Origin of the sequence: Actinotalea ferrariae CF5-4, assembly GCF_000603945.1 — a bacterium.
GTDB lineage: Bacteria > Actinomycetota > Actinomycetes > Actinomycetales > Cellulomonadaceae > Actinotalea > Actinotalea ferrariae.
Genome location: NZ_AXCW01000122.1, coordinates 1 through 12,970, shown reverse-complemented (window position 1 = coordinate 12,970; position 12,970 = coordinate 1). Strand labels below are relative to the sequence as shown.

The window sequence follows — 12,970 nt, the reverse complement described above, 5'->3', positions numbered from 1 at the left end:
GGCCGCCGCGGCCGCCAGCGCCGCGAGGGCGCCGTCGTCGGGCGACGCGGGCGCGGTCGGAGGGAGCGCCGCCGCGGATGCGCCCACCGGTCGGGCGTCGGCGAGCACCGTACCGGAGGCCGGTGAGCCGGGGTCGGTCGGGAGGGTCATGACACCTCCCGCAGGGTGCCGTCGGCGATCCGCACCCGGCGGTGCGCCCGCGCGGCGACCTCCGGGTCGTGGGTGATGACGACGAGGGTGAGGCCGTCACGGTGCAGCTCGTCGAAGAGGTCCAGCACCCCGGCGGAGTTCGCCGAGTCGAGGTTGCCGGTGGGCTCGTCCGCCAGGAGCACCCGCGGTGCCGCCACGACCGCGCGGGCGACGGCCACGCGCTGGCGCTCGCCGCCGGAGAGCACGGGCGGGAGGAAGTCGAGCCGGTGTCCCATGCCGACCCGCTCCAGTGCCTCGAGGGCACGCCGCCGGCGCTCGGCGCGCGGCACGCCGCTGTAGAGGGTCGCCAGGAGCACGTTGTCGAGCACGGAGCGGTGCGGCAGCAGGTGGAACGACTGGAAGACGAACCCGATCCGGCCGCCGCGCAGCGCCGAGCGGTCGGCCTCGGACAGGTCGCGCGTCGGTGTGCCGTCCAGCAGGTAGTCGCCGGCGGTCGGGCGGTCCAGCAGCCCGAGCAGGTGCAGCAGCGTGGACTTGCCCGAGCCGGACGGCCCGACGACGCCCACGTAGTCCCCGTGGTGCACGACCAGGTCGACGTCGCGCAGCGCCTCGACCGGTGGCGTCCCGGGGAACGTGCGCCCCACGCCGCGCAGCGCGAGCACCTCGCGGACCGGGTCCGCGAGGTGCTCCGCCGTGCTCGCGACCGCACCCGGCGCGGACCCGACCCCCTGCGGCGGGTCCGCGGCGAGCACTGTCACGCCTCGTCCTCCGGGGTGTCCTCCCCGGAGGGGTCCTCGTCCGCGTCCGGTCCGCCGGCCACGCCGACGGACACGCGGTCACCCTGCTCGAGGCTGCCGTCGACGGCGCTCACCTCGACGTACCCGCCGGCGGCCAGGCCGGTCCGGACGACGACGACCTCGCTCGAGCCGTCGTCGGCGACCACCTCGACGCGCGCCTCGCCGGCCGCGCCGGTGTCGAGCGCCGCGATCGGCACCGCGAGCACATCGCCCGCGGTCGACCCCACCGGCACCGTGACCCGGACGTTCATGCCCTGGATCGTGAAGCGCTGCTCCTCGGTGAGGTCCCCGGGCACCACCACGACGCGCGTGCGGCCACGGTCCTGGGCCCCGGCGTCCTCGCCGCCGCCCGCGCCGTACCCGTCGCCCTCGCCGGCCCCGCCGGAGGCTGCGGCGGGGTCCTCGCCACCGATCTCGGCCACCGTCCCGCCGACCTCCGCGCCGTCGGGCAGCTGGATCACGACCGGGGCGTCGACCGTGAGCAGGGCCGCGTCGGCGGCCGTCACGGAGCCGACGACCTGAAGCGTCGCGCCCGAGACGCTCATCACCGGTGACCCGCTCACCGTCGAGCCGCGTCGCACCTCGACGCTGTCCACGCGACGGGGCAGGGCGTCGAGGAAGACCACCTCGCCCGCCGGCATCGGGGTCATGGCGTCCGTCAGCGTGTCCGCCAGGTCGGCCTGGGCCTCGCCGACGGCGCGCTCGGCCGCCTGGACCGCGCTCCGCTCGGCGGAGGTGTCGGGTGCGGTCTGGCCCTCGGCGCGGGCCGCGACCGCGACCGCGAGGGCGCCCTCGGCGTCGATGACGGCGCCCCGGTCGCAGGGCACCTCGGGGCTCGGGGTCGCGCACGCCGCGCGCGCCACGTCCAGCCGGTACTGGGCGCTGTCGACCTCCGCCTGGAGGCGCACCTGCTCGGAGCGCGGACCGCCGGCCTGGGCGCGGCCGAGGTCGGCGCGGGCCTGGGTGAGCTGGTCCTGGGCGAACCGCAGCGCGTCCCGCGCGGCGTCCTCGGCCGCGGCGACGTCCTCGCCGGGGGAGGGCGCGGGGTAGCCGACCCGCGCGTAGAGCGCCTCGACCCCGGCGGCGGCGCGCGCGTCGTACACGGGCGACGTGACGTCGCCGGCGTCGATGCCCAGGCCCGCCAGGGCCTCCTTGAGCTGCACGACGTCCGGGCCGGAGACGCCCGCACGCAGCGTGCGGTACACGGGCAGCTCGCCGTCCAGGGCGACCACCGGCCGGCCGCCGACCTCGAGCATCACGTCGCCCGCGGAGATCGTGGCACCCGGCACGGGCACCTGCCCGGTCACGACGGCCGGGCCGCCGAGGTCGCCGGTCTCGACCGTGACCTGCACCGGGTCCTCGTAGAGCACGTCCCCGCGCAGCACGACGTCGTTGGTCAGCGACCGCAGCTCGACGGGGACCGTGATGAGCCCGGCCTCCGGCGGCGCCGCGGCCGCGGCCGCCTCGGCGGGGGACTGGACGAGGCGCCCGAGCCCGAGCCCCGCGCCGAGGCTGACGACGGCCGTGACGGCCAGGATCGCGATCGTGCGGGTCGAACGGTCCATCAGGAGCGGGCCGCCTCGACCGACTCCACCCAGGCGTCGAGCTCGGCGCGGTGGGCGTCGACGAACGTCTGCTGGTACTCGTTCGTGACCTCCACCTGCACGGAGTCGAACTCGACCTCCTCCCGGCACTCGAAGTCGGCGACCGCCATCGCGATCTCCTTCTCCGTCAGCCCGGCGGTGCGCTCCTCGACCTCGGCCTGGAGGGCCTCCCAGTCCGCCGACTCGTCGGCGCCCGCGAACACCTCCTCCTGGATCGCGTTCTGCTCCTCCATGATCGCGTTCTGGGCGTCCTCGACGGCCGCCAGGCCCGGGTAGCCGGCGTCGGCCATGCAGTCGGCCCACCGGGTGGTCAGCGCGGTGATGCGCTCGTCGGCGGCCACCTGGCCCCAGAGGGCCTCCATCTCCTCCTGGAGCGCGGTCATCTCCTCACCGCCGAGGCCGTACTTCTCCTCGATGGCGTGCTGGGAGCTGCCCTGGCAGCCGGCCTGCGTCCAGTCGTAGACCCACTCCTCCTCCTCGCCCGGCTCCGGTCCGCTCTGGGCGCCGTAGAGCGCGACGTAGTAGGCCTCGCGCTCCGTCTCCGACATCGCGTCCACGTACACCTGGTTCGGGTCCTCCCAGACCTGCTCCTCGGGAGCGGGCTGCTCGTCCATGCCGGGGTAGGTGGTCATGCCGTACCCGTACTGCTCGGCGAACTCGCGGGTGCCCCACTCGACGTCCGGCTCCTCGACGGGGGTCTGGCTCATGCTGGAGTAGTCGACGGGCACGTACTCGAAGCCCTGCTCGGCCATGCACTCGGCCATGAGCGCCTCGACCTCGCGCTGCTGGTCCTCCCAGGCGTTCTCGTCCATCCCGCCGTAGATCCGCTCGAAGTAGGCGTCGAGCGGGCCGCTGCCGAACGGCGCCGCGTCGCCCTCGTCCTCCTTCTCGCCGTCGGTGCCCACGTCGCCACCGCAGGCGGTCAGGAGGAGCGCGAGGACGCCGACGGCGGCCGTGGTGGCGGTGGTCCGGCGCCGCGTCGCGGGGCGCGCTCCCGGCGTCGAGATGCGTCGGGTCATGGAACGTGTCATGGTGCGGATCCCCCTCGTGTGACCGGCTGCACGGCGACCCTAGCGGCGGGTCGAGGGGCGCCAGATCATCCCGGAGGATGAGATCGATCTCCTACGGGGCTCGTGCGTGCCCGCTCACCCGAACGGACCAGCGGCTGCGGCCGACGGCGGTGCGAGGCGTCGGCGGTGCGAGGCGTCGGCGGAGCCAGGTGCTCAGCGGAGCCAGGCGAGGAAGACCGTGCGCCCGGAGACCTTCGTCGCCTCCAGGTGCACGCGGCACGGCGCCTCGCCGCCGTCGCCGCGCAGGACCGGCAGGACGAAGTCCCGCTCCAGGACCGCGCCGCGACCCGCCACCTGGTGCCGCGTGAAGGCGGCGACGTGGGCGTCGCGCAGGCGGGCCGGGACGAGGGAGACGACGCGACGACCCTCGAGCTCGGCCGGTTCCCAGCCGAAGCGCGCCGCGGCCGGGGCGCTGACGGCGAGGACCCGGTCGTGGTCGTCGACCGCGACGACGGGGGCGGCAGCCCGGCGGACCCCGTCCGCGTCCCACTCGGGTGCCAGCACCGCCTCCCGGACGTGCCGGCCGTGCGGCCGGGCGACGTCGTCGTCGGCGAGGACGTCCGGCCAGGCGCGCGGGGGCGCGCCCTGGGCCTGGGCGATGACCTGCTCGCAGCGCCAGTCCCGCAGGGCCACGACCTCGCGCAGGGCCGGGCGGATGAGGAGCTGGCCCGCCGCGGCCCGCCACTCGGCCTCCTCGAGCGTCCGCAGCAGCTGCGCCAGGCGGTCGGGCAGGTCGTCCTCGAGCGGCACCGGGACGGTGACCGTCTCGATGCCGGGCAGGGCGGGACGCGCCCGGGGCCCCGTGAGCTCCGCGGCGGCGCGGCGCTGCTCGTGGACCTGGTGCTCGACGGCGCGGTCGACCTGCGTGTGGGCGGTCATCGCGGCGTTGAACCACTCCCAGGCGTCGAAGGCCTCGGGCAGGCGCTCGCCGTGGAACAGGGCCATCTCGCGCAGCGCGGCCTCCTCGTGGCGGCGCGCCGCCTCCCACAGCGCCACGGGCAGGTCGATCACGACGGCGGTGCGGCCGGCCGGTGCCCGCCCGTGCGCGACGGTCGGCAGGCCGGGCAGCACGGGGGTGGCGGGTGCGGTGTCCGGCGCCGTCCGCAGCGTGAACCAGACCCGCTTGCCGCCGGGGCGGGGCTCCGCGCCGACCTCGGCGGCCAGCTCGCTGACGACGGCGAGCCCCCGCCCGGTCGTCGCGGTGCTGCCGTAGTCCCGCAGGACCGGGAGCGAGGCGTCGTCGTCGTCGACGCAGACGCGGACGACGCCGTCGGAGAGCTGGACGTGCACGTCCAGCGGGGTGCGGGCGTGCAGGACCGAGTTGGTGACGAGCTCGCTGGTCGCCAGCGCCGCGTCGTCGACGAGGTCGTCGTCCAGACCGAGGGCCTCCAGGGCGGCCGTCACGAAGCGGCGGGCGGCCCCGACGCTGCTCCCGTGCGGCGGGAGCCGGAGGTGCGAGAGGTCGTCGGGGCGATGCGTCGTGCTCACGCCGACCTCCCACCGTCCGACGACCCCGAGGCCCCGTCGCCCCGGCCGAGGTGCCTCGAGTCTAGTGATCGACGGTGGGGACGACCCCGGCATTCCGGTCGGCGGGTCGAGCGGGGGGCCGACGCACGACGACGGCCCCCCGCGTGGCGGGGGGCCGTCGTCGTGGTGGTCGTCGCGAGGTGCTGACGCACCGGCGGGACCGGGGGAGCGAGGTCAGCGGCGGTTGCCGCCGTCACGCTCCGTGTCGATCTCCTCGTGGCGGACCTGCTCGCTCACGGTCTCCTCGGTGGTGACCTGCTCGGTGCCGAGGCGAACGCGCTCGGTCGGCACGGTCTCCTTGTGCACGACCGGCCGCTCCTCGTGGAGGACGACCTCGTGCTCGTTCTCCGTGATCTCCGGCCCGTCGACGGCGCGGTCGCGGTTGGCGTCCGTGATCGGCTCGCGCTCGATCCGGACCTCCTCGCGGGTGACCGGCACGGTCTTGGTGACGTTCTCGGTCACGACGTGCTTGCGCAGCCGCGCACGACCGGTCTCGACACGCTCGGTGCCCACGTCGACCCGCTCCTCGGAGAGGGTCATCGCGTCGTCGACGTCGTCGCCGTGGCGAGCCGTCTTCGAGTAGTCCGTGGTGTCCGTCTGGGCGTACGTGTCGGTGCCCGCGCTGCTGTACTCGACGCCGTAGTAGCGGTAGAGCTCCGCCTCCTCGGCCTCGCTCAGGTGCTGGTCCGCGGCGACGTTCGGCGCGTCCTTGACCTTGTCCTTGGAGAAGGGCACGGTCAGCTCGCCGTCGCGCACGTCGGCGCTGTCGACGGGGACGAAGGACTCGTTGGAGCCGAACAGCCCGGTGGCGACGGTGACCCAGGCCGGCTGGCCCGTGACGTCGTCGAAGTAGACCTGACCGACCTTGCCGATCTTGTCGCCGTCGGAGGAGCGGACGGTGGTGCCGATGACCTGCTGAACCTGCTCGGTGGTGATCATGGGACCTCCTGGTCTCGTGGTGGTGACGTCGACCGGGCGCTCACCGATGGTCCGGGAGGCCCGGACCGGCGTCGTCCGTTGCTCCATGCGAACACCGCGGAGAACGCCCCGCAAACGCTGCACTAGATCACCGAGGTGAAGGAGTTGTGACGGTGATCAACGCATTTTCCGGAGCCTCACCTTGGTCATTCCCAGAGGCTCAGGACGATGCGCCCGGGGGTATGTATCGAGCGCGTAGCCGCAGGTCAGGCCCGTGAGGTGAAACCCGTTTCCGGTGAGCGAGCGTTCTTCTCCGAACGCGCGCACAATACCCGCGCACCCCGGCGACCCGACTGCCCTGGAAAGGGGATCACCCGTCCTGTCATCCGGACGGGGCAGGGTCTGGGACGGCCGTCAGGCCGAGCGGCCGGCAGGTGCCTCCGCGGTGGCGACGAGGAAGGCGGGCGCGGCCGGACCGGCCTCCGCGAAGGCGGTCGCGACCGCCGTGGCGACCGCCTCGACGTCCTCGGCCCGCACGAGGGCGACCGCCGATCCGCCGAACCCGCCGCCCACCATGCGCCCGCCCAGGGCGCCGGCGGCGACCGCGCTCTCCACGGCGAGGTCCAGCTCCCGCACGCTCACCTCGTAGTCGTCCCGCAGGGACGCGTGGGCCTCCGTCAGGACCGGGCCGACGGCCTCGACGTCGTCGGCATCCAGCAGGCGCTCCACCAGCTCGACCCGGCGCGTGTCCGTGACGACATGGTGCACGCGGCGGCGGATGACGTCGACGTCGGTGCCCCCGGGCAGCGTCCCGGCGAGGCGCTCGAGGGCGGCGTCCAGGTCCTCGACCTCGCGGAGCGTCTCGAGGCCGAGCGCCTCCGCCGCGGCGTGGCACTGCGCCCGGCGCGCCGCGTACTGCCCGTCGGCGAGCTGGTGCGGGGCGCGGGTGTCGACGACGAGCAGGGCGAGGCCGTGCTCCGCGAGGTCGAGGGGGATGTGCCGGGTCGACCCGTCGCGGTTGTCCAGCAGGAGCGCGTGGCCCTGGGTGCACCGCAGCGAGGCCGCCTGGTCCATGCCCCCGGTGGGCGCGCCGGCGATCTCGTTCTCGGCCCGGATGCAGGCCGCGGCGAGCCGGGCCCGCCCGGCGTCGTCCCCGCCGAGCCCGAGCGCGTGCACCTCGTCGAGCGCCACCGCGACGGCGCACTCCAGGGCGGCCGACGACGACAGGCCCGCGCCGTAGGGCACGCAGGAGTCGACGACCGCGTCGAAGCCGTGCACCGCGTGCCCGGCCTCGCGCAGCGCCCAGGCCACCCCGACGGCGTACGCGGCCCAGCCCTGCACCGAGCCCGGCGCGACGTCGGCGATCTGCCCTTCCCACGTGCCCTGCTCCTGGGCGGACGCGAGCCGGACGCGGTCCGGGTCGCCGTCGGTCGCCGCGCGGCTCGCCAGGGCGACGTACGTGCGGTGGGGCAGGGCGATCGGCAGGCAGAGCCCGCCGTTGTAGTCGGTGTGCTCGCCGATGACGTTGACGCGCCCGGGGGCCGACCACACGCCGTCGGGCTCGGTCCCGAAGCGCTCCCGGAACGCGGCGGCGGCACGGGCCGCGCCTTCCGCCTGGCTCCACGCGGGCAGCATCTCGACGGCGGGGTGGTCGGTCGGCTGGTTCGTCGGCTCGCTCATCGGGCGTCCTCGCTGTCGTGGTGGGAGGCGGTGTCGTCGTCGGGTGCTGCCGGGCTCAGACGCACGGGACCCAGCTCCTGCAGCCGCGCGGCCACCCGCTCCGGCGTGGTGTCGCTGATCCAGGCGGCCATCCCGGACTCGACGCCCGCGAGGTACTTCAGCTTCCCCGGGGCGCGCAGGACGGACAGCACCTGCAGGTGCAGGCGGCCCAGGTCCCGCCCCGCGCCGACGACGGCCTGGTGCCAGCCGGCGATGTAGGGCAGGGGGATCGGGGCGCGGGTCGCCGGGTCCACGAAGAACCGGTCCAGCCGGCGCAGCAGCTCCAGGTAGACGACGGCGAGGTCGTCGCGCTCCGGCCCGGTCAGGCCCGGCAGGTCCAGGACGTCGCGGTGCGGTGCGAGGTGCACCTCGACGGGCCAGCGCGCGGCCGCCGGGACGTAGGCGGTCCAGTGCTCGGACTCCAGCACGACGCGGGTCCCGGCGCGCCGCTCCGCGTCGAGCACGTCGCGGAGCAGGTGACCCCCGGTGGACTCCCGGTGCTCGGCGGCGCGGCGCAGCATCGCCTGCGTCCGCGGTGTCACGAACGGGAAGGCGTAGATCTGCCCGTGCGGGTGGGGCAGCGTCACGCCGATCTCCCGCCCCCGGTTCTCGAAGCAGAAGACCTGCTCGATCCCGGGCAGCGCGGACAGCTCCCGGGTGCGGTCGGCCCACGCCTCGACGATCGTGCGGACCCGCGCGGGGGTGAGGTCGGTGAACGACTGCTCGTGATGGGAGGAGAAGCACACGACCTCGCACCGGCCCGCCGCGGGGCGCGCGGGCCACAGCGGGTCGTCGTCGACCTGCCAGGTGTGGTCCACCGCCACGCCGGGGAGCTGCATGAGCGCCGGGAAGCGGTTCTCGAAGACGACGACGTCGTAGTCGGTGTCCGGGACCTCGCCGTCGCTGTACTGCGCGCCGGGGCGGGCCGGGCACAGCGGGCAGGAGTCCGCGGCGGGCAGGTGGGTGCGGTTCATCCGGTGGGACGCCATGGGGATCCAGTCCCCGGTGAGCGGGTCCTGGCGCATCTCCGGGCCGGTGACCGGTCGCACCGTGCCGTCCTCACCCGTGCCGTCCTCGCCGACGGCCGGGGCGAACCGGTCCGGCAACGGCCGGGGATCGTCGAGCCGGCGCGTCGCGCCACCGGAGACGTAGGGCTCGGAGTCGTCGAAGTAGAGGAGCTCGCGACCGTCAGCGAGCCGCGTGGCCGTCCGGCGGACGGCGGCAGGGCCGGCGCTCTCCCCGGTGGGGACGGTCGTGGTCACGGCTGGGCCGCTCCGTTCGTGGGGGTGGGTGCCAGGACGAGGGCCCCGACGGCGTCGCGCAGGGCGTCCGCGGCCTCGGGCGGCAGGGCGTCGTCGGTGACGAGGACGTCGACGGCGCCGAGGTCGGTGATGCGGCTCAGCGCCACGGTGCCGTTCTTCGAGTGGTCCGCGACGACGACGACCTGCCCGGCGCAGGCGATCAGCGCGCGGTCCGTCTCGGCCTCGAGGAGGTTGGGCGTGGTCAGGCCTGCCTCGACGTCGAAGCCGTGGACGCCGAGCAGGAGGACGTCGACGCGGAGCGTCTCCAGGGCGCGGGAGGCGACCGGCCCGACGAGGGCGTCCGACGGCGTGCGCGTCCCGCCCACGAGGACGACGGTCAGGTCGTGGTCGTCGGGCAGGTGCAGGGCCTCCGCGGCGGGCAGGGAGTTGGTGACCACGGTGAGCGGCCGCAGTGTCGGATCCTGTGCGATCAGCCCGGCCACGAGCGCCGTCGTCGTGCCTGCCGAGAGGGCGATCGCGCTGCCGGGGGTGACGTGGGCGAGGGCGGCGCGGGCGATGGCCGCCTTCTCGGCCGCGGCGAGGTCGCGCTTGGCGAGGAAGCCCGGCTCGTGCGCGGCGTGCCGTGCGTCCACGGCGCCGCCGTGCACGCGCTGGACCAGGCCGCGCCGGACGAGCTCGGAGATGTCCCGCCGGACCGTCATGTCCGAGACGTCGAGGCTGACGACGAGGTCGGCGACGCGGACCGCCCCGCGGGTACGGATCTCCTGGAGGATCAGGTCCTGCCGCTGCTGTGCCAGCACCCGAACATCATCCACCGTGACCGAACAGAAGACAACACCGCTCCCGCGAGCGGCTCAGGCGTCGGTGACCCCGGTCCGGGCGATGAGCGACTGCAGGGCGCGGATCTCCACCCCAAGGGCGGCGCGACCGTCGGGGGTGATGCTGCCCCAGGTCCGCGCCCGCCCGCCCGTGACGTCCTTCTCGGTGCGCACGTAGCCGGCCTGGACACGGACGCCGAGGTGGCTGTTGAGGTTGCCGTCCGTGAGACCCAGCACGCGCCTGAGGTACGTGAAGTCGCACCGGGACTCCGCGAGGACGCTGACGATGCCGAGGCGGGTCCGCTGGTGGATGACGTCGTCGAGCCCGGCGGCGGGGTGCGGGCCGTCGTCCGCCCGGTAGGCATGGCCGACGGGCGTGGCCACGGCGCGCCGCTCGTCGCGCCGGCGGACGGCGCCGACGGCCAGCACGACGACGGCGCACGCGGCCATCGCGGCGGCTGCCACCTCGCCGGGGGAGTCGACGGTCCGCCACGACGCCCACAGCCCGACGACGACGACGCCCAGGCCCGTCCACCCCAGCAGGAGGTCCCGCGAGCGCCCACCCACCGCGACCAGCGCACCGCCGAGCCACACCCCCGCTCCGAGGAGCAGGACGGTGACCGGGGTGACGACCATGACGGCCAGGATCGCGATCACGAGGGTGCCGGTGCCGGAGCCGCGAGGGTGCAGCCCGAGGACCGTGCGGCGGCGGCGGGTCAGGAGCCAGAGCAGGGCCAGCGCCACGACGGGGATGAGGAAGGACACGACGCCCGACACCGCGGCGTTCCACAGGGAGCTCGGGAGGCGCTGGAGGGCGGCCGGGGAGTGCAGGAGCGCCTCGACGGCGAGGCCGGTGCCGAGCACCAGGCAGGCGGTCGACACGGACCGCTGCTCCGCGACGACCCGCCGCTGCAGGGAGCGGGACAGGGACACGGCGGGGTCGGCGGTCACGCGCCCACTCTGTCGTGCAGAGTGACCGCGGACCAGGGCCGCGCGGGTGACCGTCAGCGGCCGGCGGGGCTGAGACCGAGCGAGCGGCCCGCGAGGCCGCGGGAGCGGCGGGTGAGGGTGCGGGCGACGTCGCGCAGCACGGTCGCGGCGGGGGAGTCCGGCGCGGTGAGGGTCACCGGGGTGCCCGCGTCGCCGGCCTCGCGCAGCGCGAGGTCGAGGGGGATCTGGCCGAGCAGCGGCACGGCCGTGCCCGTCGCCGTCGCGAGGTTGTCCGCGACCGTCTGACCGCCGCCGGAGCCGAAGACCTCCAGGCGGGACCCGTCCGGCTGCTCCAGCCAGGACATGTTCTCCACGACGCCGACGACGTGCTGGCGCGTCTGCAGCGCGATGGAACCGGCGCGCTCGGCGACCTCGGCCGCCGCCTGCTGGGGCGTCGTGACGACGACGAGCTCGCTCGCCGGGAGCAGCTGCGCGACGGAGATGGCGATGTCGCCCGTCCCGGGCGGCAGGTCCAGGAGCAGGACGTCGAGGTCGCCCCAGAAGACGTCCGCGAGGAACTGCTGGAGCGCCCGGTGCAGCATCGGGCCGCGCCACACGACCGGTCGCCCGGCCGGCACGAACATGCCGATCGAGATGACCTTCACCCCGTGCGCGATGGGCGGCAGGATCATGTCGTCGACCTTGGTCGGCTGCTGCGTGATCCCCAGCATGCGCGGGATCGAGAAGCCGTAGACGTCCGCGTCCACGACTCCCACGGCCAGTCCGTCCTGGGCCATCGCGACCGCCAGGTTGGCGGTCACCGAGCTCTTGCCCACGCCGCCCTTGCCCGAGGCGATCGCGTAGACGCGGGTGAGGCTGCCCGGCTGGGCGAAGGGGATGACGGGCTCGGCCGTGCCGCCGCGCAGGGTCGACCGCAGCGTCGCGCGCTGCTCCTCCGACATCACGCCCATCGCGACGCTCACGTCGCCGACGCCGTCGAGCGCGCTCACGGCCGCCGTGACGTCGCGGGTGATGGTGTCGCGCAGCGGGCAGCCGCCCGTCGTCAGGTCGATCCCGACGGTGACCGCGTGCCGGCCGTCGGCGTCGGCGTCGGCCACCTCGACCGAGCGCACCATGCCCAGGTCCGTGATGGGCCGGCGGATCTCGGGGTCGAGCACGGTGGCGAGCGCAGCGGTGACGGCCTCGACGGTGGGGGTGGGCATGCGTCCATCGTAGGTCGGCCGCGCCGGTGCCTCGTGGGCCGGTCCCCGCGGGCCTACGCTCGCAGGATGGAGTACGAGGCGTACGTCCTCACCGTGCGTGAGGAGACGGAGCGGTTCCTGGAGGCGCTCGGGCCGGTGGTGCCGGAGGCCGCGGTCCCGACGTGCGAGTGGACGGCCGCGGACCTGCTGTGGCACGTCGCGGAGGTGCAGCACCACTGGGCCGCCGTCGTGCGTGGGGCCCACGGCGAGGCCGTCGTCGCCCCGGAGCGTCCGTCGGACCCGGCCGATCTGCGCACGCTCGTCGCGACCGCCGGGACCGAGCTGGCGACCGCGCTCGCGGATGCCCGGCCCGACGACGCCGCCTGGTCCTGGCACGAGGACGGCGGCACCGTCGCGTGGGTGGCCCGGCGGCAGGCGCACGAGGCGCTCGTCCACCGCGTGGACGCGGAGCTGACGGCCGGCCGCGCCGTGACGCCCCCGACGGTCGAGCTCGCCGTCGACGGCGTCGACGAGGTGCTCCACGTCATGCTCGACGGCGTGCCGGCGTGGGGGACCTTCACGCCCGACGGCGTCACCGTGCGCCTGGAGTGCTCCGACGTCGACGCGGCCTGGCTGCTGCGGCTCGGGCGCTTCACCGGGACGGGGCCGGAGTCGGGGACGGCCTACGACCTCGACGCGGCGGCGGTGGAGCGCATCGGTGCCGCCTCGGTCGGCGCCCCGGACGACCCGGACGCCCCGGACGCGCCCGACCCCGTGGAGGCCGTGGACCCCGGCACCGACCCCGCCCTCGTGGTCCGCGCCCCCGCGTGGCACCTCGACCTGTGGCTGTGGGGCCGGGGCGGGCCGGAGGGCTTCGAGGTCAGCGGCCCCGGCGGGGCCGACCTCGTCGAGCGGCTCCGCCTGCTGCTGGCGGACGCGACCCAGTAGCGCGCGGCGTCAGCCGCGCCGTCGG

General features: G+C 75.5%; 11 protein-coding genes. 1 reads left to right on the top strand and 10 read right to left on the bottom strand.

Annotation, left to right across the window (positions count from 1 at the left end; all coding sequences use genetic code 11):
• Window positions 1–146 precede the first annotated feature (146 nt).
• From N866_RS11625 to N866_RS11580, 10 genes are all read right to left on the bottom strand, one after another.
• Entirely contained in the window at window positions 147–908 is a 762-nt protein-coding gene (locus tag N866_RS11625) for an ABC transporter ATP-binding protein (protein ID WP_081802587.1), read from the bottom strand.
• Window positions 905–2,512, bottom strand: a complete 1,608-nt coding sequence (locus tag N866_RS11620; RefSeq protein ID WP_034226493.1) for an efflux RND transporter periplasmic adaptor subunit — start codon at window positions 2,510–2,512, stop codon at window positions 905–907. The genes N866_RS11625 and N866_RS11620 overlap by 4 nt, the downstream gene beginning before the upstream one ends.
• Window positions 2,512–3,570, bottom strand: a complete 1,059-nt coding sequence (locus N866_RS11615) for a hypothetical protein (protein WP_034226492.1) — start codon at window positions 3,568–3,570, stop codon at window positions 2,512–2,514. Before N866_RS11615 ends, N866_RS11620 begins: the two co-directional genes overlap by 1 nt.
• 204 nt (window positions 3,571–3,774) lie before the next feature.
• On the bottom strand, window positions 3,775–5,109 hold the full coding sequence (locus tag N866_RS11610) for an ATP-binding protein (RefSeq protein ID WP_034226491.1): 1,335 nt from the start codon (window positions 5,107–5,109) through the stop codon (window positions 3,775–3,777).
• A 213-nt stretch (window positions 5,110–5,322) separates the two neighbouring features.
• Window positions 5,323–6,087, bottom strand: a complete 765-nt coding sequence (locus N866_RS11605) for a DUF2382 domain-containing protein (RefSeq protein WP_034226490.1) — start codon at window positions 6,085–6,087, stop codon at window positions 5,323–5,325.
• Between the two features lie 393 nt (window positions 6,088–6,480).
• Entirely contained in the window at window positions 6,481–7,746 is a 1,266-nt protein-coding gene (gene galK / locus N866_RS11600; RefSeq protein WP_052022957.1) for a galactokinase, read from the bottom strand.
• The gene (gene galT / locus N866_RS11595) at window positions 7,743–9,047 is read right to left on the bottom strand and encodes a galactose-1-phosphate uridylyltransferase (protein ID WP_081802585.1); all 1,305 of its coding nucleotides are present in this window, start codon (window positions 9,045–9,047) and stop codon (window positions 7,743–7,745) included. The genes galK and galT overlap by 4 nt, the downstream gene beginning before the upstream one ends.
• Window positions 9,044–9,847: a DeoR/GlpR family DNA-binding transcription regulator gene (locus N866_RS11590; protein ID WP_034226489.1), complete on the bottom strand. Its 804-nt coding sequence runs from the start codon at window positions 9,845–9,847 to the stop codon at window positions 9,044–9,046. The genes galT and N866_RS11590 overlap by 4 nt, the downstream gene beginning before the upstream one ends.
• 54 nt (window positions 9,848–9,901) lie before the next feature.
• Window positions 9,902–10,816: a transcriptional regulator gene (locus tag N866_RS22410; RefSeq protein WP_245612570.1), complete on the bottom strand. Its 915-nt coding sequence runs from the start codon at window positions 10,814–10,816 to the stop codon at window positions 9,902–9,904.
• A 53-nt stretch (window positions 10,817–10,869) separates the two neighbouring features.
• Window positions 10,870–12,018, bottom strand: coding sequence for an Mrp/NBP35 family ATP-binding protein (locus N866_RS11580; protein ID WP_034226488.1), 1,149 nt, complete (start codon window positions 12,016–12,018; stop codon window positions 10,870–10,872).
• Between the two features lie 66 nt (window positions 12,019–12,084).
• Here N866_RS11580 and N866_RS19930 point away from each other — a divergent pair, with 66 nt between their 5' ends.
• Entirely contained in the window at window positions 12,085–12,945 is an 861-nt protein-coding gene (locus tag N866_RS19930; protein WP_052022956.1) for a maleylpyruvate isomerase N-terminal domain-containing protein, read from the top strand.
• Window positions 12,946–12,970 lie beyond the last annotated feature (25 nt).